The 21,949-nt window shown below is 60.5% G+C and carries 27 protein-coding genes; 10 read left to right on the top strand and 17 right to left on the bottom strand.

Features of this window, described 5'->3' with window-relative positions; translation table 11 throughout:
- Positions 1–11: 11 nt before the first annotated feature.
- The 4 genes from ISN39_RS15975 to ISN39_RS15960 form a co-directional block, all read right to left on the bottom strand.
- A complete protein-coding gene (locus ISN39_RS15975) occupies positions 12–833 on the bottom strand; it encodes an alpha/beta hydrolase (RefSeq protein ID WP_194728173.1) in 822 nt (273 codons plus the stop codon).
- Positions 834–1,183: 350 nt separating this feature from the next.
- Positions 1,184–1,447: a DUF2312 domain-containing protein gene (locus ISN39_RS15970; RefSeq protein WP_003585771.1), complete on the bottom strand. Its 264-nt coding sequence runs from the start codon at positions 1,445–1,447 to the stop codon at positions 1,184–1,186.
- A 90-nt stretch (positions 1,448–1,537) separates the two neighbouring features.
- On the bottom strand, positions 1,538–1,843 hold the full coding sequence (locus ISN39_RS15965; RefSeq protein WP_074069639.1) for a DUF1244 domain-containing protein: 306 nt from the start codon (positions 1,841–1,843) through the stop codon (positions 1,538–1,540).
- Between the two features lie 11 nt (positions 1,844–1,854).
- Positions 1,855–2,646, bottom strand: coding sequence for an N-formylglutamate amidohydrolase (locus ISN39_RS15960; protein ID WP_194730237.1), 792 nt, complete (start codon positions 2,644–2,646; stop codon positions 1,855–1,857).
- 218 nt (positions 2,647–2,864) lie between these two features.
- Between ISN39_RS15960 and ISN39_RS15955 the strand changes: the two genes are divergently transcribed.
- From ISN39_RS15955 to ISN39_RS15945, 3 genes are all read left to right on the top strand, one after another.
- The gene (locus tag ISN39_RS15955; protein ID WP_022715823.1) at positions 2,865–3,332 is read left to right on the top strand and encodes a DUF1036 domain-containing protein; all 468 of its coding nucleotides are present in this window, start codon (positions 2,865–2,867) and stop codon (positions 3,330–3,332) included.
- Positions 3,332–4,771: a pyruvate kinase gene (gene pyk / locus ISN39_RS15950; protein ID WP_194730236.1), complete on the top strand. Its 1,440-nt coding sequence runs from the start codon at positions 3,332–3,334 to the stop codon at positions 4,769–4,771. Before ISN39_RS15955 ends, pyk begins: the two co-directional genes overlap by 1 nt.
- Before the next feature lie 116 nt (positions 4,772–4,887).
- Positions 4,888–5,523, top strand: coding sequence for a LysE family translocator (locus ISN39_RS15945; protein ID WP_194728172.1), 636 nt, complete (start codon positions 4,888–4,890; stop codon positions 5,521–5,523).
- 1 nt (position 5,524) lies between these two features.
- On the opposite strand, the gene ISN39_RS15940 is transcribed toward ISN39_RS15945, so the two are convergent.
- Entirely contained in the window at positions 5,525–6,073 is a 549-nt protein-coding gene (locus ISN39_RS15940) for a DUF4865 family protein (RefSeq protein ID WP_194730235.1), read from the bottom strand.
- Positions 6,070–6,498, bottom strand: a complete 429-nt coding sequence (locus tag ISN39_RS15935) for a tautomerase family protein (protein ID WP_194728171.1) — start codon at positions 6,496–6,498, stop codon at positions 6,070–6,072. Before ISN39_RS15935 ends, ISN39_RS15940 begins: the two co-directional genes overlap by 4 nt.
- A 114-nt stretch (positions 6,499–6,612) precedes the next feature.
- Here ISN39_RS15935 and ISN39_RS15930 point away from each other — a divergent pair, with 114 nt between their 5' ends.
- Positions 6,613–7,530 carry a LysR substrate-binding domain-containing protein gene (locus ISN39_RS15930; RefSeq protein WP_074069634.1) on the top strand — a complete coding sequence of 306 codons (918 nt, stop codon included), beginning with the start codon at positions 6,613–6,615 and terminating at the stop codon, positions 7,528–7,530.
- A 17-nt stretch (positions 7,531–7,547) separates the two neighbouring features.
- Here ISN39_RS15930 and ISN39_RS15925 read toward each other — a convergent pair whose 3' ends face one another.
- Together ISN39_RS15925 and ISN39_RS15920 are read right to left on the bottom strand one after the other, a co-directional pair.
- A complete protein-coding gene (locus ISN39_RS15925; RefSeq protein WP_194728170.1) occupies positions 7,548–8,522 on the bottom strand; it encodes a threonine/serine dehydratase in 975 nt (324 codons plus the stop codon).
- A 70-nt stretch (positions 8,523–8,592) separates the two neighbouring features.
- Positions 8,593–9,663, bottom strand: a complete 1,071-nt coding sequence (locus ISN39_RS15920) for a helix-turn-helix domain-containing protein (RefSeq protein ID WP_194728169.1) — start codon at positions 9,661–9,663, stop codon at positions 8,593–8,595.
- A 157-nt stretch (positions 9,664–9,820) separates the two neighbouring features.
- On the opposite strand from ISN39_RS15920, the gene ISN39_RS15915 reads away from it, so the two are divergent.
- On the top strand, positions 9,821–10,528 hold the full coding sequence (locus tag ISN39_RS15915) for a hypothetical protein (protein WP_194728168.1): 708 nt from the start codon (positions 9,821–9,823) through the stop codon (positions 10,526–10,528).
- 12 nt (positions 10,529–10,540) lie between these two features.
- Here the strand turns inward: ISN39_RS15915 and ggt are convergent, their stop codons facing one another.
- The 7 genes from ggt to ISN39_RS15880 all read right to left on the bottom strand — a co-directional run bounded on the left by ggt (position 10,541) and on the right by ISN39_RS15880 (position 16,221).
- A complete protein-coding gene (ggt, locus tag ISN39_RS15910; RefSeq protein WP_194728167.1) occupies positions 10,541–12,286 on the bottom strand; it encodes a gamma-glutamyltransferase in 1,746 nt (581 codons plus the stop codon).
- A gap of 68 nt (positions 12,287–12,354) precedes the next feature.
- The gene (locus tag ISN39_RS15905) at positions 12,355–13,365 is read right to left on the bottom strand and encodes an alpha/beta hydrolase (protein ID WP_194728166.1); all 1,011 of its coding nucleotides are present in this window, start codon (positions 13,363–13,365) and stop codon (positions 12,355–12,357) included.
- 66 nt (positions 13,366–13,431) lie between these two features.
- Complete coding sequence (locus ISN39_RS15900; RefSeq protein WP_194728165.1) at positions 13,432–14,046, bottom strand: hypothetical protein; 615 nt, start codon at positions 14,044–14,046, stop codon at positions 13,432–13,434.
- 113 nt (positions 14,047–14,159) lie between these two features.
- On the bottom strand, positions 14,160–14,285 hold the full coding sequence (gene ykgO / locus ISN39_RS15895; RefSeq protein WP_003582204.1) for a type B 50S ribosomal protein L36: 126 nt from the start codon (positions 14,283–14,285) through the stop codon (positions 14,160–14,162).
- A gap of 157 nt (positions 14,286–14,442) precedes the next feature.
- Complete coding sequence (locus ISN39_RS15890) at positions 14,443–15,507, bottom strand: 5-(carboxyamino)imidazole ribonucleotide synthase (RefSeq protein ID WP_194728164.1); 1,065 nt, start codon at positions 15,505–15,507, stop codon at positions 14,443–14,445.
- Positions 15,504–15,998: a 5-(carboxyamino)imidazole ribonucleotide mutase gene (purE, locus tag ISN39_RS15885; RefSeq protein ID WP_194730234.1), complete on the bottom strand. Its 495-nt coding sequence runs from the start codon at positions 15,996–15,998 to the stop codon at positions 15,504–15,506. The genes ISN39_RS15890 and purE overlap by 4 nt, the downstream gene beginning before the upstream one ends.
- A gap of 19 nt (positions 15,999–16,017) precedes the next feature.
- The gene (locus ISN39_RS15880; protein ID WP_194728163.1) at positions 16,018–16,221 is read right to left on the bottom strand and encodes a DUF465 domain-containing protein; all 204 of its coding nucleotides are present in this window, start codon (positions 16,219–16,221) and stop codon (positions 16,018–16,020) included.
- A 228-nt stretch (positions 16,222–16,449) separates the two neighbouring features.
- Between ISN39_RS15880 and ISN39_RS15875 the strand changes: the two genes are divergently transcribed.
- Positions 16,450–16,623, top strand: coding sequence for a DUF465 domain-containing protein (locus tag ISN39_RS15875; RefSeq protein WP_022715810.1), 174 nt, complete (start codon positions 16,450–16,452; stop codon positions 16,621–16,623).
- Between the two features lie 161 nt (positions 16,624–16,784).
- On the opposite strand, the gene ISN39_RS15870 is transcribed toward ISN39_RS15875, so the two are convergent.
- The gene (locus ISN39_RS15870; protein WP_022715809.1) at positions 16,785–17,045 is read right to left on the bottom strand and encodes a metalloregulator ArsR/SmtB family transcription factor; all 261 of its coding nucleotides are present in this window, start codon (positions 17,043–17,045) and stop codon (positions 16,785–16,787) included.
- 81 nt (positions 17,046–17,126) lie between these two features.
- A complete protein-coding gene (locus tag ISN39_RS15865) occupies positions 17,127–17,891 on the bottom strand; it encodes a sulfite exporter TauE/SafE family protein (protein ID WP_194730233.1) in 765 nt (254 codons plus the stop codon).
- Positions 17,892–17,998: 107 nt separating this feature from the next.
- On the opposite strand from ISN39_RS15865, the gene ISN39_RS15860 reads away from it, so the two are divergent.
- The 4 genes from ISN39_RS15860 (at position 17,999) to ISN39_RS15845 (ending at position 21,948) form a co-directional block, all read left to right on the top strand.
- On the top strand, positions 17,999–18,652 hold the full coding sequence (locus ISN39_RS15860; RefSeq protein WP_194728162.1) for a thiamine phosphate synthase: 654 nt from the start codon (positions 17,999–18,001) through the stop codon (positions 18,650–18,652).
- Positions 18,653–18,662: 10 nt separating this feature from the next.
- Positions 18,663–19,742: a tetratricopeptide repeat protein gene (locus ISN39_RS15855; protein ID WP_074070424.1), complete on the top strand. Its 1,080-nt coding sequence runs from the start codon at positions 18,663–18,665 to the stop codon at positions 19,740–19,742.
- Between the two features lie 196 nt (positions 19,743–19,938).
- Positions 19,939–20,739 (top strand): inositol monophosphatase family protein, encoded by an 801-nt coding sequence (locus tag ISN39_RS15850; RefSeq protein WP_022715806.1) that lies wholly within the window; start codon positions 19,939–19,941, stop codon positions 20,737–20,739.
- A gap of 114 nt (positions 20,740–20,853) precedes the next feature.
- A complete protein-coding gene (locus ISN39_RS15845) occupies positions 20,854–21,948 on the top strand; it encodes a flagellar motor protein MotA (RefSeq protein WP_074069625.1) in 1,095 nt (364 codons plus the stop codon).
- The last annotated feature ends 1 nt before the right edge of the window (position 21,949 follow it).

The following is a 21,949-nucleotide window of genomic DNA, read 5'->3' as shown; positions in this document are numbered from 1 at the left end:
GGCCCGAAGGATCAGGCCTTCAGGAAGTCGAGTACGTCCTTGTTGAAGCGGTCGGTATGCGTCTCAGCAAGACCGTGGGGAGCGCCCTGATAGACCTTGAGAATAGAGCCCTCGACGATCTTCGAGGACTCCAATGCGGAAGCACCGATCGGCACGATCTGATCATCGTCGCCATGAATGATGAGCGTCGGCTTGTCGATCTTCTTGAGGTCGTCGGTGTAATCGACCTCGGAGAATTCGTGGATGCAATCCAGCTGCCCCTTCAATCCGCCCATCATTCCCTGCATCCAGAAACTGTCGCGGATGCCTTCGGAGAACGTCGCGCCATCGCGATTGTAGCTGTAGAAGGGCGTCACGAGATCCTTGTAGAACTGCGAGCGGTTTTCGAGCGTGCCCTTGCGGATGCCATCGAAGACTTCAAGCGGTAAGCCGCCGGGATTCTTGTCGGTCTTGACCATCAGCGGCGGCACGGCGCCCACCAGCACGACCTTGGCGACGCGCTTCGTGCCGTGGCGGCCGAGGTAATGGGTGACTTCGCCGCCACCCGTGGAGTGGCCGATCATGATCAGGTCCTTGAGGTCGAGCGTCTCGATCAGTTCGGCCAGGTCGTCGGCGTACTGGTCCATGTGGTTGCCATCCCAGGTCTGGCTCGAACGGCCGTGGCTGCGACGGTCATGTGCGATGACGCGGTAGCCGTTATTGCCGAAGAAGACCATTTGCGCATCCCAGGCGTCGGCCGAAAGCGGCCAGCCGTGGGAGAAAAGAATAGGCTGGCCGTTGCCCCAATCCTTGTAGAAAATCTCCGTTCCGTCCTTCGTGGTAATCATCGACATGATTTGAGTTCCTCTTGAGCAGGGTTGATTTTCGCTTCGGCTTTGATCTCGGCGCCATGCGAGGCACCGGATGGGAGTGAGCGAAGCTCGCGGCTTCGCGCATGTCTGAAATAGGAATGCATGCATTGTGTGTGCGAGGCGCAGCAAAGAAAAAACCGGCAGCCGCTTGCTACAATTAAGTCAAATAACTGAATATTAAGCGGAACCGGACGCGGCTCCAGTATGCGGCGGAGGGATATTATCGCGCCGGATGCAAAGCACAATGGGAAAACAGCGGGCTAATTCCAAAGCATGATTCAAAAAGCCGCCGGGGTAAATCCGGCGGCTTTGAAAACTGCCAATGGCAATCCTCAGCCTTCCGGCGGGGACTCGATCATGCCGAGCGCGTGCAGGTAGGTATCGAGGATGGCTTCCTCTTCCATGCGCTCTTGCTCGTCCTTCTTGCGAAGGGCGACGACCTTCTTCAGGATCTTGGTGTCGAAACCCATGCCCTTTGCTTCGCCGTAGACGTCCTTGATATCGTCGGCGATGGTCTTCTTTTCTTCTTCCAGCCGTTCAATGCGCTCGATGAAAGCGCGAAGCTGATCGCGGGCGACGCCATGAGCATCGGACATCGTGTTCTCCTGATTTTCTCGTCTTGAATTCGGTGGGGAGTGACTGCCGCGAAGCTGCGCCGCGGTCAAGTCCAATCGGGCGTCATGAACCTATTTGTGCGGCTTGTTCAGTTCAAATGCAGTTTTTTGTGCGTCCGAGGCCTCGTTCTGGTGCAGGTTTTTCCAGTCTTCGTAGGGCATGCCGTAGACGATCTCGCGCGATTCGTCCTTCGACAGCGGCACGCCCTCAGCCTCGGCGGCTTGGCGATACCAGTTCGACAGGCAGTTGCGGCAAAAACCCGCGAGATTCATCAGGTCGACATTCTGAACGTCGCTCCGTTCGCGCAAATGCGCGACAAGGCGGCGGAAGGCGGCAGCTTCGAATTCGGTCTGCTGTTCCTTGCTGAGTGCGGTCATCTCGCTCTCCTTCATTCGTAAGGGCCGGTGCGCGACACATGGACATCGTATTCGTGCAGCACCGGATCGGCATTCATGGCCGCGAAGATCGGAGCCAGGCGTTCGGCCCATTCGCAAATGCCGGCCTCGTTTCCGATCAGGTCCTGACGGATCTCGAGCAGCGCATGCGGTATGCCGGTGACCATGCAGTGCCGGTACATCGTATCGCCTTTGAGTGCGCCGTCATACGGCTCGTTGTCGCCGACCATCAGATCGGGATCGCGGCTCAGCATGTCAAGCAGAGGGGCGACGGCGCGGTGGTCGCTGTCCCAGAGGACGGCGGCATGCCATGGCCGCGGTACGCCTTTCCAGGCAGGCGTGTAGGAATGAAGCGAGAGCACGAGCGGCGCCTTGCCGGTCGCGTTGGCGACCTTGTCGATCGTCTTGGAAACGGCACTGTGATAGGGCCGGTGGAAGGCCTCGATGCGGTAGTTCCACTCCTCATCCGTGATCGGATGATTGCCAGGAATGATCGCGCCGTCGGAAATCTTCATGATCAGCGTCGGGTCGTCCTCGCCGCGGTTCGGGTCGATTAGAAGCCGCGAAAAGCCGCCAAGAACGGCCGGAACCCCCAGCCTCGCGGAAAGCTCCCGCACCAGGCCTTCGATGCCTATGTCATAGGCGATATGGCGGGAGAAGACCGATTCGGCAAGCCCGAGCCTATCATACCGTTCAGGCAGGCGGTTCATCGCGTGATCGCCCAGAATCACCATGCCGCTGTCATGATTTCCAGGTAGAATTTCGAAGGATTGAAAGGGATTCATCAGGGAATTGCCGATCGTCATTTGGCGCTCGCCGTCACTGATCGCATGCACATGCTGCAGGTTCAAGCGCAATGCGCACCAGCCCGCGGCAAGTCAGTGATCACGAGCAGGTTATGAAAGGAATATAATCGATTAGCATCGCGTTGACATTCGTTTGATGGCGGCGCAAGAAGGCACGGACAACGAATAACCGTGGGAGCCATTCGGAAGCCGTGTTGATGCAAGCCGCACCAAGTTTCCTCACCCGGTCCGGGATTGCCCGTTTCGCCTTATTTGCATTCGCTGCCCTCTCACCGTTTTTCGCTGCCGATGTTGCGCGCGCCGATTTTCGCGTCTGCAACGGCACGCAGAACCTTGTGGGTGTGGCGATCGGATACCGTGCCAAGGACGGGTGGATCACGGAAGGCTGGTGGCAGGTCCCGGCAACGACCTGCGCGACGCTGATCGAAGGAGAATTGCAGTCGCGATACTATTACCTCTACGCAGAGGATGCCGCCCGGGGGGGACGTTGGACGGGTGACATCCAGATGTGCGTAGCGGAAAACGAGTTCAAGATCGCGGGCGTGCAGGACTGCTATGCCCGCGGTTATCAGAGGATGGGATTCAAGGAATATGACACGGGCCGCCAGGGTAGCTGGATGGTTCAACTTTCCGACACTCCCGGCACGCAAGAAAGTCCGAATTGATGAAGCGTAACCGCAAAGTGAAAATCCTCGCGACGCTCGGCCCCGCCTCGAGCGAAGAAGCGATGATCGAAAAGCTGCACCAGGCCGGTGCCGACGTTTTCCGTATCAACATGAGCCATGCGACCCATGACCTGATGCGCACTCTGATCCAGCGTATTCGCGCCGTCGAGGCCCGCTCCGGCCGTCCGATCGGCATCCTGGCCGATTTGCAGGGGCCGAAGCTTCGTGTCGGCAAGTTTGCGGAAACCAAGGTTGAACTAAAGCCGGGCCAGACCTTTACGCTCGACAACGATGACGCACCCGGCGATGCAAGCCGTGTCTTCCTGCCGCATCCGGAAATTCTTGAAGCCGTCAAGCCCGGCCACCGTCTGCTGATCGATGATGGCAAGCTCGCATTGCGCGCCGAAAAGTGCGACGGAAAGAGCATCGTTACGACGGTCATTTCCGGCACGAAGATATCGGACCGGAAGGGCATCAGCCTTCCAGACACACTGCTCGGCGTCGGCGTTCTGACGGACAAGGACCGTACCGATCTCGATGCCGTTCTGGCGACCGATGACGTCGACTGGGTCGCGCTCTCTTTCGTCCAGCGCCCGGAAGATCTCGCGGAGGTCCGCAAGATCGCCAGGGGTCGGGTCGGCCTGATGTCGAAGATCGAGAAGCCCCAGGCAATCGAGCGCATCGAAGAAATCATCGAACTCTCGGATGCCTTGATGGTCGCCCGCGGCGATCTCGGCGTTGAGATGCCGCTCGAATCCGTTCCGGGCATCCAGAAGCAGTTGATCCGCGCCTGCCGCCGCTCCGGCAAGCCGGTCGTCGTCGCGACCCAGATGCTGGAATCGATGATCTCCGCGCCGGTGCCGACACGCGCCGAAGTCTCGGACGTCGCGACCGCCGTTTTCGAAGGCGCCGATGCCGTCATGCTTTCGGCTGAATCCGCCGCGGGCGACTATCCGGTCGAAGCCGTTGCGACGATGGCGTCGATTGCCAGCGCCATCGAGCGCGAACCGCATTATCCGGGCATCATCTATGCCCAGCGCGCCCAGCCGGAAGCAACCGGTGCCGATGCGATTTCTCTCGCCGCCCGCCAGATTGCCGAGACGCTGAAGCTTTCGGCGATCGTCTGTTACACCTCGTCGGGCACCACGGGCCTGCGCGCTTCGCGCGAGCGCCCGCAGGTGCCGGTCCTGGCGCTCTCGCCGATCATCAAGACAGCCCGCCGGCTGGCGATCGTCTGGGGCCTGCACTGTGTCGTCACGCATGACGCGACCGATCTCGACGACATGGTCAACCGGGCCTGCCGCATCGTCGCCGGCGAGGGTTTCGGCAAGCCGGGCGACCGTATCATCATTTCGGCCGGCGTGCCGCTCGGAACGCCGGGCGCCACCAACATGCTCCGTATCGCCTATATCGGCTCCGACGGCCAAAGCGGCATGTGATCCGTTCGCGTTGGCTCGAACCAGCTCGCTGCGTGAAGGAAACGGGCTTTTCGTTTTCGGCTTGATCGCGATCCCGGCAAATGCAAGCTTCCGATATCCGAGCTCTGGAGGGACTTATGGATATCGTCACGCTTCTTGCTTTCGCCGCGGTTTCCTTTGTCGGTATCGCAACGCCGGGGCCGACCGTGCTCCTGGCGCTGACCAACGGTTCGCGTTACGGCACTCGCCGGGCGATTGCCGGCATGCTGGGTGCCGTGCTTTCGGATTTCGTTCTGATCGGTGCTGTGGCGATCGGCCTCGGTGCGCTGCTTGCGGCCTCCGAATTCTGGTTCTCCGTGCTGAAATATTTGGGTGCCGCCTATCTTGCCTTTCTCGGCATCATGATGCTGCGCTCTCAGGGGACGATCGAAACGGCAATGAAGGTGGAAAGCGCCGGCAGCGCCGCTTCGGCCTTTGCGATCGGGCTGAAAAGCTTCATGGTGGCAGTCACGAATCCCAAGGGCTACCTGTTCTTCTCGGCCTTCCTGCCGCAGTTCATCGATCCTACGCTGCCCCAGCCTGCTCAGTATGCGGTGCTTGCCCTCATCTTCGCCTCGATCGATTTCGTGATCATGTTCGGATACGCCGCCTTCGGCGCGCAGGCTGTCCGCCTGCTCAAGAACTCCGGCGCCATGTGGCTTGACCGTATCAGCGGCGGCGCACTCATCGCGCTCGCCGGGTCATTGGCATTTTATCGGCGCGCGACCGCCTGACCTACGGCAAGGAGACATGGCCGACGCGATAGATCTGGTCTCCGTTGGAGATCAACGGCATGTCGCGAAAAAGCGTGAAGCGCACAAGGCTCCAGCCGGACGGCTCGAAGGCGGATATCGAGGCCAGCACACCGCGCCGCGCCGCTTCAGCATGTGACCGCGTGACCTCCTCCTTGCGGATTTCGGCAAGCGGCGCGTAGGCAGGGATCGGCAGGATATCGCAGCTTGCAAACTTTGCGGCTCGCAAGTCCGCGACCTCGGCATTCCATACCATCCAGTGCCTTACCTGCGGCCAGCCGAAAGACTGCGTCAGCCCTTCGAAACCGGGCCCGGTGAGGAAATCGCTGGCGCCTTGCGGCTGCTTCCAAAGATAGAATGGAGCATAGAGGTTCTCCCGGCTGCCGAATTCGCCCTTGCGGGCGCTGAGGTAGGCCTTGAATCCAAGATTCGAAAAGCCGTCCAGCATTGGCCCCTTGTCGCGGATCCGGCGATCGATGATCGTCATGTCATAATCTGCCGGCAGCGTGAAGCCGTATTGCATGGCGATCATCGGGATGGCGCCATGGGCGCGAGCGCTCGGATTTGCCAACCTGGTTCCGTCATCGAGGCTTCGCCATTGGCGAAGGACCATTCTTCCGGAGAGGTGGTATTGACCACGATCATCACATCTTCAGGTCTCAGGCCCGGAGACTGTCCAAGCAGATCGGCCGCACGCCGGTAAAAGGCCTTGCGCATCCCGGTCGTGCGGGGCTTGCCCGCGGTGATGGAAAAGAGCACGAAATCGTCCGAACGCGGGCCCCCGAGATAGTGGCGGTCGAAGATCAGTTCACCAGGCTCATGCTGATGAATGACCTGAAAGCGGTCATTCGGAGGGACGTCGAACGTCTCGACCATGGCACGATGAATGTTGTCTGAGAGCGCACGGAGATAATCCGGCGACTTGCCTTTCAGCAGAGAGATTCGAACGAAAGGCATTGGAGCCTCCTTTTCCTTGCTAATCCAACCTTGACTTCATAATCCTCGCACGCCACGATGATGCAGAAAATCAGAATTTTGTGGATCAATTGTCCTGAAAATTGGGATTAAGCGATGCGTAGGATGGTCTTCGACCTCGATGTACTTCGAACCTTCGCGACTGGAATGGAACTCGGGAACTTTGCAAAGGCGGCGGACCGGCTTGGGCGCTCCACCTCGGCCGTCAGCGCACAGCTCAAGAAACTGGAGGAGCAGGCCGGTACGCCGATTTTCCGCAAGGCGGGCCGTGGCCTGGCCTTGACGGAGGCGGGCGAGACGATGCTCGCCTACGCCCGACGGCTGCTCGACCTTAACGACGAAGCGGCAGTGGCCGTCCAAAGCGTCGAGTTGGAAGGCTGGGTGCGGCTTGGCCTACAAGAGGACTTCGGTGAAAATCTGCTTCCCGATGTTCTGGGCCGTTTCGCCCGCGCCCATCCGAAGGTGCGGATCGAGGCGCGAGTCGTCCGCAACGCGGAACTGCTCGAGCGGGTCACAACGGGGAAACTCGATCTGGCGCTCGCTTGGAGCGATGCAACCCTGACCGCCCATTGCGAAAAGATCGGCGAGGTGCCGATGCGCTGGATCGGTCCTGCCGCAGGTGAGCCCGGCTGGAATGCCGCAAGCGGCGAGCCGCTGCCACTCGCCTCGCTGGAGGCGCCCTGTCTCCTGCGAACCGCCGCGACAAATGCGCTGGACAGGGCCAATATTGCCTGGCGGCTTGCCTTCGTCAGCCCCAGCCTCGGCGGGCTGTGGGCTGCGACCGCGGCCGGGTTGGGGGTGACAATACGCACGCCGATCGGCTTGCCGGCAAAGGTCAGGCCGCTGAAGCCCGCGGAACTGGGATTGCCGGAGCTGCCGTCGTTGGGCCTCGTGCTTCACCGCGCGGAAGCTGACCCTGATCCGGCGACGGCACGGCTCGCTTCGATCTTGCTGCGGGCGGTAGGCGAGGCGATCTCGGATTTCATGCCGCAACGGGTATCGGAGAATGCGTAGGCGGCAACTTCGCTGGGTTAGCCGTATTTCTCGAGAGCGGCGGCAAAGATATCCGCATCGACATTGCCGCCTGAGGTCACGGCGATGACGTTGTCGCTTTCGAGGGCCTCGCCATGGAAAAGGGCAGCGGCAAGCGCAACTGCCCCGCCGGGCTCGACGACGATCTTCAGCCGTTTGAATGCGAGTGCCATGGCGCGCAGCGCCTCTTCGTCGGTGACGACAATGCCCGCGCCTGCGAGCCGCTGCAGGATCGGGAAGGTGATCTTGCCGGGTTCCGGTGTCATGATCGCATCGCAGATCGTGCCCGTCATCGCCGCGTTGCGTTCGATCCTGCCGGAGGCCAGTGAACGCGTGGTGTCGTCGAAGTCTTTCGGCTCGCAGGGCCGCACGGTGAAGCCCGGCGCACTTGCTTCGAGCGCCAGCGCGATGCCGGACGTCAGCCCGCCGCCGCCGCAGGGAACAAGCACTTCTGCCGACTTCACGCCTTCCTCTTCTGCCTGTTCGGCAATTTCAAGCCCGGTCGTGCCCTGGCCGGCAATCACCAACGGCTCGTCGAAAGGCCTGATCAGAGTGAGGCCGCGCTCAGCCGAAAACCGGGCGCCGATCGCATCGCGATCCCCATTTGCGCGGTCGTAAAGCACCACTTCGGCACCGAAAGCGCGGGTATTGTCGATCTTCAGCGCCGGCGCGTCGGACGGCATGATGATAACGGAGGGAATGCCGTGAAGCATTGCGGCAAGGGCGACGCCCTGCGCGTGGTTGCCGGACGAAAAAGCGATAACGCCTTTCGCACGCACTGTAGGATCAAGGCCGGAAACGGCCGACCAGCCGCCGCGGAACTTGAACGAGCCCGAATGCTGCAGACATTCCGCCTTCACGAAGACATGCCTTCGGGCGATCTCGTTGAGGAATGGGGAAGAAAGAAGCGGCGTTCGCCGTGCATGGCCCCGCAGACGGGCGCGAGCGGCGACGATCATTTCAATGCTGGCCATTGTGAGCTCTTTCGGCTGATAGTTCATCCATGAATATGATGCCCGCCTTCACTTGTGAACGCAGACTTTGTCACCGTGACACAAAAGCCGGCACTTTCGCATCAGCGATGTCAGCCATGCCGATGATGCGCCGGCGCCGGAAGTCGGTCGGGCTCGTGCCGGTCACGCGCAGGAACTCGCGATTGAAGTTCGATTTGCTGATGAAGCCGGAATCGAACATCACGCGCGTCACCGGTTCATCCGTCTTGATCAGTTGATCGCAGGCCGAACGGATGCGGAACTCATTGACATATTGCGAGACGCTGACGCCGTGGATGCGGTTGACGGCAATCGATACGCGGCGGGCAGGCAGACTCATCTTTCGCGCAATGCGGTTAAGGTTGAGCTCGGGATCGCGATAGATCTCGCGGGATTGCATCAGTGCATCGAGGGAGGCAGCAACTGCGCCGTCCTCTTCCGTCGGCATCAGCGGCGGGGTGGGGGGTGTTTCCAGGCTCTGCTCCTCCGCCGGTTGGCCTCCGCTGGCGATGGACGCAGCACCCCCGAGAACGAGGAGCGTGATGACGTTGCCGAGCGCCACGATGGCACCGCCATGTGTGCCGCCGGTGCGGTCGAAGTCCAGGCTGATGTAGATATCGGCGACGGCGGCAGCAATGAGCGCCGCTGCGGTAATCAGGAGCGAACGATAGGAAAGTAGCGCGCCATCCAGCCGCGATGCGATAAGTGCGTCCGGGCCATGGCGCGCGAGCCAGAACAGGGCCGCTCCATAGCCAAGGAAGATGAGGGTCAAGGCAACGCCCACCGGCTCGCGCCAAAATACCAGCAGGGCGGCGATCAGAACCGCTGGAAGGGCATGAGGCCACAGGTGAGCGAATGAGCGCGGCCCTTCCAGCGTCAGGCTCCGGAAGCTGACCCAGGCGAGTGCGGCAATCATCGCTGCCAGAATGGCTTGTGCCGGCATGATCGCGAGGACGTCGTAGCCCCAGCGAATTCCGATCAGCACGGACTGCAGCGCGTAGATGCCGATGAGAAGCAGGAACGGCCGCTTTTCCGGCGCACGCCAGTCCTCCTGCCGCAGCAGGCGGATCTGGACGATGAAGAGCAGCAGTGCAACGACGAAGGGAAGCGGAACAAAGATCATGAGGCGGCGTCCGGGTTCGATGGTTCGATATCAGCACGAGAATGGCCTCGATCGCAATTGCAGGCGACCCGGATCATGATTCAGGTCTCAACAAAGAGGACTGGAAGGCAACCTGATATGGCCGGTCATTTCGACGGCACCATCAAGGAGAAAGCCGATGTCGATAGTCCTGTCCATTCCCCTGTTTTTCATGATGCTGATATCCAGTTTCGCTGATGTGAGGCCGCTCGGCGAGACCTTTGATGTTTCCAGCATCCGCACGATCGTGATCATTGGCGATGCAAGCTCAATCAAGATCACCACCAAATCCGATGAGCCCTATCGTGCAGCAACCAGCGGCCGCCGGAGCGGCTGGTTTTCATCCTGGTATTCGAGCTGGTTCTTCAATATCTGCAAGGACGAGAGCCGGGCAGAAATCGACGGAGCGACATTGACGATCGACGTAGCGATGTCGGCCTGGAGCGACATTGCCGATTGCTCGCCGGAAGTATCGGCGAATGTCCCGCCCGGCAGCGCCGTGCGCATCGAGCAGCAGGTATTCGTGGCGAAACTGAACGGCGACTTCGCAAGTCTTGGCACGTCGGGAAAGGCGGCGGACATCACGCTCGACGGCCACGCTTCCAGCGTCGATATCTCCGGCGCCGCCGTTCGCGCAACCCTCACCTACGATGCCGTCAAACACGACGAAAAGATCGAGATCGCCGCACAGTCGCTCGATGCCTATCTCGGATTCGGCAAGGATGTCCCAGTCGATTACACTGTGACCGCCAAGGCGTCCTACATTGACAGCCTCGTTCCAAGCGTCCCGGGCACGCGCCCGCTGGTGAACATCAAAGGAGATTATGTACGCGCCCGGATCCGGTAGCCCAGCCGGCGCTTAATATCCCTTTGCCGCACCCTCGGTGGCGCGGCTATCCATCGCACCATAATAGCGCGCGCCGCCACCCTTCTCGATATCGGCAAGGCTCTTGCCGCCGACAAGGATGCCGGCCGCCTGGCCCCATTGGGGCGGACCACTGCCATCGTCGAAGCTGTAGCCCATGGCGGCGAGCGTCTTTATCGTATCCGGAGAAAGGGTATAGGGTTCGAGATAGATCTTGTCCGGCTGCCATTGATGATGGATGCGCGGTGCATTGACGGCCTGGCTGATGTCCATGCCGAAATCGACAACGTTCAGGATCGCTTCCAGCGTGATGGTGATGATGCGCGAGCCGCCGGGGCTGCCGATCACCATGAAGGGCTTGCCGTCCCTGGAGATGATCGTCGGGCTCATGGAGGAGAGCGGCGTCTTCTTCGGCGCGATGGCGTTGGCCTCGCCCTGGACGAGCCCGTAGAGGTTGGGCACGCCCGGCTTCGAGGTGAAGTCGTCCATTTCGTTGTTGAGCAGGATACCGGTGCCGGGGGCAACCACGCCGGCACCGAAGGAGCCGTTCAGCGTATAAGTGACGGCGACCGCGTTGCCCTCGTCGTCGATGATCGAATAATGGGTGGTTTCAACGCTTTCCTTGGCGCCGAGCGGCTTCAGGTTGACAGATTTACCGGCCTTGTAGGGATCGATCTTCTCGCGGATTTCCTTGGCATAGCCTTTGTCCAGGAGCTTCGAAACCGGGTTGTCGACGAAGTCCGGATCACCAAGCGCGGCGTTGCGGTCGACGTAGGCGTAACGCATGGCCTCGACCATGGCGCGGACTGTCTCGGACGAACCATAACCCATGTAGGAAAGCGGGTAGCCCTCCAGCACGTTCAGGATCTCGCAGATGATGACGCCGCCGGAAGAAGGGGGCGGCGAGGAGACGATGTCGTAGCCACGGTAGTTGCATTCGACCGGCTTTAATTCGCGCACGCTATATTGCTCGAAATCTTCCTTCGCGAGAACGCCGCCTTTCGTCTGGCTTGCCTTTACGATCGCCTCGGCAGGTGCGGCCTTGTAGAAGGCGTCCGTGCCCTTCTCGGAAATACCGGACAGCACCGAGGCGAGCTCGGGCTGCAGGAGCTTTTCTCCCGCGGAATAAGGTTTGCCATCCGGCTTCAGGAAGATCTTTGCGGCAGCTTCATCTTTTGCGAGGCGCTTTGCGCTTGAGGCGAAAGTCGCGGCGTCGCCCTGTTCCAACGTAAAGCCGTCCTTGGCAAAGCGGATCGCCGGCGCCAGCAACTCGGCGCGGCGTTTGGTGCCATATCGCTCACGCGCCGTTTCGAAGCCCATGACCGAGCCCGGTACGCCGACGGCGAGATAACCGTCCAGGCTGGCGCGCGGAACGACATCGCCTTTGGCATCGAGATACATGGTCTTGGTGGCGGCAAGCGGTGCGCGCTCACGAAAATCGAGGAAGGTCGTCTTGCCGTCCTTCAGCCGGATCGTCATGAAGCCGCCGCCGCCGATATTGCCAGCCGTCGGATAGACGACTGCCAACGCGTAGCCGACCGCCACTGCCGCATCCACGGCATTGCCGCCGTTCTTGAGGATTTCGACACCGACATCCGTTGCCAGATGCTGTGCGGTTACGACCATGCCATGTTCGGCTTCGACGGGCGCAGGCGAGGCGGCGAAAGCCGGTGCGAACGGCGAGACGACAAAGGCAAAAGCGGTAAATAGCGAAATGGCTTTAATGCGCAAGCGTGCCATCACTTTCCCTCCAAACCATCAAATTATTCGGAGGGATATGGTTTCGTTTTGGCGGTGCGCAAGTCCGTTCAGGCGGCAATTGCGCTGCCGCCTGACAACCTTTCTTCGGCAACGCGCACGGCGGCCTCAAGATCGCGCGGCATTCCGGCGATATTTTCCAGTGCGGCGATGGCGACATCGGTTGCGAGATAATCAGGCTTATGGCCGACACCCTTGATCTTCAGCAGTTTGGAGCCGGCGATGTCGCGGGCAAGGCCTTGAGAATGCAGGTGCTCCCAGACGATGCCGTCGCTGTCGCCGGTAATGATGACGGTCGGCGCCGTGATGCGGGTATAGAAGGGCGATTGCGCCTTCAGATATTCAAGCAACCTGATGAAATCGGTGGCGTTGGCATGGAAGGTCTTCGGCCGCAACACCAGGGACGGCCCAGTCTTTGAGATGTAATCAGCCGGGCGCGGATTGGGCCGGAAGACATTAAGCGTAACCTGCTCCAGCCGCCACAGGCCCAGTGGTACGACAACAACTCGACTAAAGAGCCAGCCGATCAGCGGCACGGTCGCGATATGATAGTACCAGTCGATGCCGCCCGGCCACGGATGCGTCGCCGGGGCAAGGAAGAGGAGACCGGCGGTCTTTTCCGGATGGTGCACGCCGAGCGCCGCGGCGATCGCGCCGCCGAAGGAGTGACCGACGATGATCGCCTTTTCAATCCCGCGCTTTTCCATGAGCTTTGCGATCGCATCCGCTTGGCCGGAGGGAAAAGCGTTCTCCGGTCCTCCGCGTTCCGAATAGCCATGTCCGGGACGGTCGACGAAGAGCATTTCCGCGCGCCCTTCGAGCGGCAATAGGAAGGCGCCGATCTGGTCGAGCAGATTGCCGCTCGCGCCATGGATAAAGACCAGGGGCGGTAGGTCGGCGGTGTCGGGGCGGGGGATGTGCACGGCGTTCATCCTGTAGCCGTCGATATCGGCCAGTTCGCCGATGTTGGGAAATGCCTGTTCAAACTGCCGGGCTTTGTAAGACGAATACCCGATTGCGGCAGCGATGGGGGCGAGAATGGCGGAAATTTCGGCAAACATGGCTTTGAACCGGCAACAGTTACGGCACCAATCCGTAAGATTGCGCATGCCGGTTCGGCGTCAAGATCAGGTCCGGCTTCCGGCGAGTTTTTCGGAGAGGGTATTCGCCTGCTGCTGCGCCGCGCGGTTTGCGGGGTAGACCTCCAGGAAGCGCTCCCAGGCTTTCAAGGTGAGTTGGTCATTGCCCGACATATTGAGAATCGTCGCCAATCCCGAGAGTGCACCGAAGTGGCGCGGCTCGAGATCGAGCACGTGCTCTATGTCGGACATCGACTTCCGGTAGTTGCCCATGGCGTAATTCAGCGTTGCGCGGCGGTTCCAGCTTTCGGCGTAGTCAGGCTTCAGCGCAATCGCCTGATCGAGGAAATCAAGGGCTGCAGGACTGCGCTTTTCCTCGATCGCCTTGTCGGCCCACTGCATCAGCAAGTTCACAGTGGCGCTGCCGGAATTATTCCACTCGAGGCGGATTTCCTCCGCAATGCCGCTCGCCTTGTCCGGATCGCGCTCGCGCTTCAGCTGGGCATAGAGATTGTCGAGATGCTGTTTCGGAGAGGAGTTGGCATCCGACCGGTCGACAATAACTTCCTTCTCCGCGGCAGCGGCAGGGAAAGCAGGAGCAAGGAAACCGAGAGCAAGCGGCAGCGCCGCGCAGGTCAAAGCAAAAAAGCGCATGGCGGACAATGTAGCCCGCCAGCGCCGAAGATCAAAGAAAATTTGATGTGATCACCGAAGCGACCCTAGCGGAAAAGCCCGCAGCGCATAAACGCGCAGGCGTAATCCGGCTCACGCTATGATCAGCCCTGACGAGCCTTGTAGCGCGGGTTCAGCTTGTTGATGATGTAGATGCGGCCCTTGCGGCGAACCAGACGGTTGTCACGGTGGCGAGCCTTGAGCGACTTGAGCGAATTCTTGATCTTCATTTTTCTGATCCGCGATCTCTGTGGGGGAATTTCACATTCGCCCGTATCTTTTAAACAATCAAAAAGCGCGTCTGTGCGCGCTCTTTAGGTTGGGCGTGCAGATAACCCGGCCTCATGTCTGTGTCAACCACATGAAGGCGTTTTCTCGGGCAAAAACCTAGGCTTTCCCCGTCAGTACCGTCACATGCCCCATCTTCCGGCCGGGGCGGGATTCGGTCTTGCCATAGAGGTGGACGAAGGTATCGCGGCGTTTCAGCCATTCCGGCAGGCTCAAGATATCGTCACCGATCAGGTTCTGCATCACGCATTCGGAATGACGGTCCGCGTTGCCGAGCGGCAGGCCGCCGACGGCGCGGATGTGCTGCTCGAACTGCGAGACAACGCAAGCTGCCTCGGTCCAGTGGCCGGAATTGTGGACGCGCGGGGCCATCTCGTTGGCGATCAGGCTGCCGTCTGCGAGCACGAAGAATTCGATGCCGATGACGCCGACATAGCCGAGCGAGGAGAGGATTGCTTCCGCCGCCTGGTGTGCGGCCGCGGCGGTCGCCTCTGAGATCGACGCGGGCACCGTCGACGTGTGCAGAATGCCGTTGCGATGCACGTTTTCCGCCGGATCGAAGGCGACGACGGTGCCGTTCGCCGCGCGGGCGGCGATGACCGAAATCTCGCGCTCGAAGGCGACGAAGCTCTCCAGAATCAGCGGCACGCCGCCGAGGCCGGCATAGACGCCTTCTGCGCTGTCGGCGGCGGAACGGAATACCTTCTGGCCCTTGCCGTCATAGCCGAGGCGGCGCGTCTTGAGCACGCCCTGACCGCCGAAATCCTTCAGCGCTGTGTCAAGCTCGCTTTGGCTGTCGACGGCGTGAAAGCGCGCGGTCGGGATGCTGCATTCATTGATGAAGCGCTTTTCAACGAGACGGTCTTGTGCCACTTCCAACGCCTTAGGCGGGGGGTAGACGGGAACATCCCTTGCCAAGGCCTCGGCTGCGGAAACCGGCACATTCTCGAATTCGTAGGTCACCACGTCACAGGCCTTTGCGAGTTCGGCCAGCGCGGCGGGATCGTCATAGGCTGCAACGATCTGGCGGTTGGCGGCCTGTGCGGCGGGACAATCGGCTTGCGGTTCCAGGATGATCGTGCGGAAGTTCAGCCGTGCTGCGGCCATCGCAAGCATGCGGCCGAGCTGGCCGCCGCCGATGATGCCGATCGTCTTTGCCGTCATAGGTTGTCCATGGGATATTCCGCAATCGAGGCGCTTTGCCGTTCGCGGTATTCATCGAGACGCTCGGCGATATCCTCGTCCGAAAGCGCAAGAACGGCGGCGGCCAAGAGTGCTGCGTTGATGGCACCTGCCTTGCCGATCGCAAGAGTGCCGACCGGAATGCCACCCGGCATCTGGACGATGGAAAGAAGGCTGTCCTGGCCGGACATCGTCTTCGACTGGACGGGAACGCCGAAAACCGGAAGCGGCGTCAGCGCGGCCGTCATGCCGGGAAGGTGGGCGGCGCCGCCCGCACCGGCGATGATCACCTTGAAGCCCTCTTCGCGCGCGGTCTTGGCAAAATTCACCATGCGCTCGGGCGTCCGATGCGCCGAAATAATGCGCGCTTCATAAGGAATTTCCAGCGCCTCCAGCGTGTCGGCGGCGTTTTTCATGGTCTCCCAGTCGGATTGGCTGCCCATGATGATGGCGACGGGCGGTCTGTCTGTCAGCGTCAACGGCATTACCCTTTCAGGCGATGATATCCGGAATGATCTGGTCTTCCAGCTTGGTCAGCTTGTCCTTGATGGCGAGCTTCTTCTTTTTCATGCGCTGGATGCGCAGCGCCTCGCATCCCATGGCAATCATGGCGTTGATCGCGGCGTCGTAATCCTCGTGCTCCTGACGCAAGCGCGCTGCCATGAGCCTGATTTCCGCCTGTTCCTGATCGGCCATTCGTATTCCCCATAATCGTCTTCGGACGTTGTCCGGCCTGCCGATGATTTCCGCAAGCTCCTATCACCAAATAGCGGCAGCGGCTAGTTGGTGTTGATCATGAATTTGCCATGGACTGAGCACGTTTTCGCCTTCGACAAGGATGTAAAAATATGTCACATTCCAAAAGTTGACGCCTAGAACTCCAGCGATGGATGGCTGGGGAAGGCAAGAGGAAGGAAGGGTCAAATGACTGTTCAAGCTCATCTTGAGTCACTCGAAAAAAAGCATGTAGCTCTTGAGGAGGAGTTACATTCGCTGATGGCATCTCCCTCCAGAAAAGACACCGACATTGCGGATTGCAAGCGCAGAAAGCTGCGCATCAAAGACGAAATCCAACGTCTGAAATCATCCGTTCACTAAGCGATAATGCCGATTGCCGGCGCGCTGATCCTGCAGCATAAAGAGGATAAAATCCAATCTTTCAAATGGGTTAGTTAATAACCGGCGATTTTTGAGAAAATCATGCGCCAGTCCCAAACAGTGCGGAGTTGGGCTGGCGCATTTCTTTTGGACGAAGGCGTTCACGCCCAAAATTGATCAAGCCACAGATTGAGTTTGTCGAAGCCGCGGTTGTTGACCGCATAGATGCGCCTCGTGCCCTCAGAGGTTACCGACACGAGGTTGCTGTCAAGCAGCGCCTTCAGATGCTGCGAGACCGCCGGCCGGCTGATCGGCAGGCTTTCGGCGAGCTCGTTGACCGTTCTCGGCGCGCGCCGCAACTGCTCCAGCAGGAACCGCCGGTTCGGATCGGATATCGCGGCGAAAGGGTCGGTGGTCGACATGGCGAAAAGCTACGTCAAAGGCAGCCTCCGGGCAAGGAAATTGTGCGCCGCAACCGAGCGGCCTTTGGCCGGCGTGAGGACCTAGAATCCAAGCCCTTCGTGAATGATCAGAAGCGCTGCGATCAGTGCCATCGCATACATGAACGGATAGAATATCTCCGGCTTCATGCGCTTAACGCACCAGGCGCCAGCAATGGTCGCAAGCGGGGCGAAAGGCAGCAATGTCGCCGATGTTACGAGATTCTTGTTATCGAGCTGGCCGAGCGCAAAATAAGGAATGAGTTTCACCGCGTTCAAGATGGCAAAGAAACGCACGCTGGTGCCGATGAATTCGCGTGGCGGCAGTTTCAAGGGCAGGGCGTAGATCTGAAACGGCGCACCGCCGGCATGGGCGACGAAACTGCCATAGCCGGAAAGCGTGCCCCAGGCGCTCGCAAGCAAGGGCCGCTGGCCGCGCGGCAGGACGACCCTTCCTGCACCGGGGCCGAAATTGTTCCAGAAATATCGGGCGCAGAAAAGTACGGTGACTGCACCGATGACCACGCGCAAGACATTGCCGGGCACCAGTGCGGATGTTGCCCAGCCGACCGCGATGCCAAAGAGGGCACCCGGCAGCATGATCCTCAGCGTCGTCCAATCGCCGTGCTTGCGCCAGACAACGAGCGAGATCATGTCCATGAAGATCAGGATCGGCAGCAGGATGGCGGCTGCTTCGACAGGCGAGACAACCAGGGCTAAAATAGGGACGCCGATCAAGGCCAGTGCGTCGCCCATGCCGCCCTTGGCGAGGCCGACGAGCAGCACGGCCGGCACCGCGGCATAAAAGAATGACAGTTCCGGCAGCATGCTTTTCAAGTCCTCCCCTTGCCAGCCCCGTCTAACGGAATTACTCACACAAAACGAGTGTGGATTTGCCGCCTACTGGCGAAACCCGCTGAAAATGGAAAGAGTTCATGACCGGACCGGAAAACCGCTGCCGCCTTGTCCTGATCGTCCCGGACATCGCGGATGCCGACGAGCAGGCAAATATTGTCGCCGACGCGCTGAAGGGCGGCGACGTTGCCTCGGTGATCGTGCCGCAATACGGGCTCGATGCCGGCGCGTTTCAGAAACATGCCGAGAAACTGGTTCCGATCATCCAGAATGCAGGGGCAGCGGCGTTAATTGCGGGAGACAGCCGCGTCGCCGGACGCGCAAAGGCAGACGGTTTGCATTTGACGGGTTTGGCCGCCGAAATCGCCGAGGCGATCGATAAACATGCCGGCAAGCTGATCATCGGCGGCGGTAAAGCGACCGACCGCCACACGGCTTTGGAGATCGGCGAAGCACGGCCGGATTATATTTTCTTCGGCAAACTCGACGGCGACATCAAGCCGGAGGCGCATCCGAAGAACGTGGCGCTCGGCGAATGGTGGGCCTCGATGATCGAAATTCCCTGCATCGTCATGGGCGGGACCGATCCGGCTTCTGCCCTTGTCGTCGCCGAGTCCGGTGCCGAGTTCGTGGCATTGCGCCTGGCGGTGTTTGGCGAGCCGGGGCTGGCCCCGTCGGTCGTCGCTCAGGTCAACGCACTTCTTGACGAAAAAGCGCCACGGTTTGGGGATTGATATCGCGGCCATGCCGATCCTCTCCGCCTGTTTGCGCCGATCCCTCCTGTCTGCCGCCGTTTTCGCGGCTGTTTTGCCGTATGGCGCTTCCGCGCAGACGGTCGACAACGTCGTGACACGTCCGCTGGGTTCGGAAGCTGAACCGTTCAAGACCAACCGGCCGGCGGAAGGAGCGCAGCCCTCGACCGGTCTCGGCGTGCTGGATCGCATGGGCGCCAAGCTGCCCGACCTGCCGCCGGAGAAGGATTACAAAGGGCCGATCGATACGGCTTACGGCGCCTATCAGCGCGGTTATTACCTGACGGCGATGCAGCTGGCGCTGCCGCGCGCGCAGCTTGGGGATCCGGCAGCGCAGACGCTCATTGCGGAAATGCAGTATGCCGGGCTCGGTGTTCGTCGCGATCTGAAGAGCGCAGCATTCTGGTACGGCAAGGCCGCCGAAGGCGGCGATGTGGCGGCGATGTTCAAATATTCGCTGATCCTGATGGCCGGAGAGCTCGTGCCGCGCGACAAGGCGAAGGCGGACGATTACATGCGCCGGGCGGCCGACGGCGGCAATCCTTCAGCGCAGTTCAACTGGGGGCAGTTGCTGACGACCGATCATCCCGGCCCCGAAGGACTGAAGCTCGCGCTTCCCTACTATGAAAAGTCCGCCCAGCAGGGTATTGCCGACGCCCAATATGCCGTGGCGCAAATCTATTCCGTGCTTGCCGATCTGCCGAAGCAGAAAAAGAAGCTGGCGCGCGAATGGCTCGCCCGCGCAGCGCGCGCAGGTTACGACACCGCGCAGCTCGATCTCGGCGTATGGCTCGTCAATGGCACAAATGGACCGCGGGACTTCGTGAAGGGCTTTCAGTGGATGAAGCTCGCTGCCAATCGCGGTAACGTGGCGGCGCAGAACAAGCTCGCACATCTTTATATCGGTGCGCTCGGCACCAAGCCGGACCCGGTCGAAGCGGCGAAATGGTACGTGCTCTCCCGCCGGGCAGGGTTGCCCGATCCGGAGCTTGAGGATTTCTATCTCGGCATCGAGCACGCTCAGCAAAAGCAGGCGATCGACCGGGCAAACAAGTTCCGCCGCCTGCCCTGAGGTTCACAACAGCGCATCGGCGAAGCCTTCGGTGCCGGCGACCTCTTTCAGCGTCCGCAACGCTCTCCCCTTGAAATTTGCCTGATTTTGTGGTCTTGAGGCCGCCATCTAATTAAGAGCGCTGCCCTTTCCGGCGATCAGGGACCTTTCCCGCCCTGACAGCGCACCCCGTACCAGTTCCAAGGAAAATGCCCCAATGGCCCGTTCTGCTCTTCTCAATGTCATGGTTCAGGCTGCCGTCAAGGCAGGAAAGTCGCTGGGGCGTGATTTCGGGGAAGTGCAGAACCTGCAGGTTTCGGTGAAGGGGCCTGGCGATTTCGTTTCCAATGCTGACCGGAAAGCCGAAAAGATCGTCAGGGACGAGCTCCTGAAGGCGCGCCCGACCTATGGGTTCCTTGGAGAGGAGAGCGAAGAGATCAAGGGAACGGACGGGGCGCACCGCTGGATCGTCGATCCGCTCGATGGCACGACCAACTTCCTGCACGGCATTCCGACGTTTGCCGTGTCGATCGCGCTTGAGCGCAATGGCGAAGTCGTTGCGGGCGTCGTCTTCAATCCGGCGATGGACGAGCTCTATACTGCCGAGCGCGGCGGCGGCGCCTTCTTGAACGACCGCCGGCTGCGCGTCGGTGCGCGCCGCGTTCTTTCGGATTCCGTCATCGGCTGCGGCGTGCCGCATCTCGGCCGCGGCAACCACGGCAAGTTCCTCGTCGAGCTTCGTCATGTGATGGGCGAAGTGGCCGGCATCCGCCGCATGGGCGCTGCCTCGCTCGATCTCGCTTATGTCGCGGCTGGCCGCTTCGACGGCTTTTGGGAAATGGGATTGTCGCCCTGGGACATGGCAGCCGGCATCCTGCTTATCCGCGAAGCTGGCGGCTATGCGACCGATTGGAACGGCGGCACGGATATCCTCGATGGCGGCGCGATCGTCGCCGGCAATGAATATATTCACAAGGCGCTGATCGAGACCATCAAGCGCCCCATACCTGCGAAGTGAGACACGTCGGAAACCGACTGTTGTAAAGACACGGTTTTCTCTGCCCGCGCACTTCAATTCGGCACAATGTTGATCTAGTCTTCGGCTGCAAGCAATCCGGAGGGCTGCGCAACCATGGAAAATGTGAATGCGGCGGAATTCGGCTCGACCGAAAAACCGAGCAGCAACTATGTCTATAAACTCTCCAGCCCGATGCCGTTCCTCTGGACGATGCTCCTGTTCCTGGTCATCGTCGGCTTCATCGCCGCCATCCTTTTCCGGCAGACGCAGACAGCGTTCATGCACAATCCGGGCCTCAACGGCCTCATCGTCGGCGTGCTTGCGGTCGGCATCATCCTGGTCTTCAGCCATGTGCTGGCGCTTCGTCCGGAAGTGCGCTGGTTCAATTCCTTTCGCGCAGCCGGCAGTGCGGACAAGGTAAACCGCAATCCGAGACTTCTTGCCCCCATGCGGGCGCTGATCGGTAACCGTAAGTCAACGGCGACGCTTTCGACCACCGCGCTACGCTCTATTCTGGATTCGATCGCCACCCGCCTCGATGAATCGCGTGATACGTCGCGTTACCTCATCGGCCTTCTCGTCTTCCTCGGTCTTCTCGGTACCTTCTGGGGTCTCATCGGCACGATCGGCTCGATCAGCGGCGTCATTCAGTCGCTGGATGCAGGCTCGAACGGCACCGGCGACGTGCTGACCACGCTCAAAGAAGGTCTGTCCTTGCCGCTTTCCGGTATGGGCCAAGCCTTCTCGTCTTCGCTGCTCGGCCTTTCCGGGTCGCTCATTCTCGGCTTCCTCGATCTTCAGGCCGGTCGGGCGCAGACTCGCTTCTACACGGAACTCGAAAACTGGCTTTCCTCGGTGACCGATGTCGGGTCGGATATTGCCGTTCCGGCGCTCGACTCCGGTACGTCTTCCGAGGACCTTCGCGCGATGTCGGACTATCTGAAGAAGGTTGCCGAAGAAGGCGGAGCCGGCAGCCAGCGCTCGGTTGCCGCGATGGCAAGCCTTGCCGAAGGCATTCAGGGTCTCGTCAAGAATATGCGCAACGAACAGCAGATGCTGCGCGACTGGATCGAAGCGCAGCAGGACGAGGCAAAGGCCATGCGCCGCACGCTGGACCGACTGGCCGAACGCATCGGCGCGCAGGAAAAGCAGAGTGGCGCCGAGAGAAGCCACCGCGTCAGCCAGATCGAAAAGAGCGAGGGCAAGTAAG

Source organism: Rhizobium sp. 007, from assembly GCF_015353075.1.
In the GTDB taxonomy this organism is placed as follows: Bacteria; Pseudomonadota; Alphaproteobacteria; order Rhizobiales; family Rhizobiaceae; genus Rhizobium.
The sequence above is the reverse complement of the archived record's forward strand: the minus strand, read 5'-3'. Positions and strand labels throughout refer to the sequence as shown.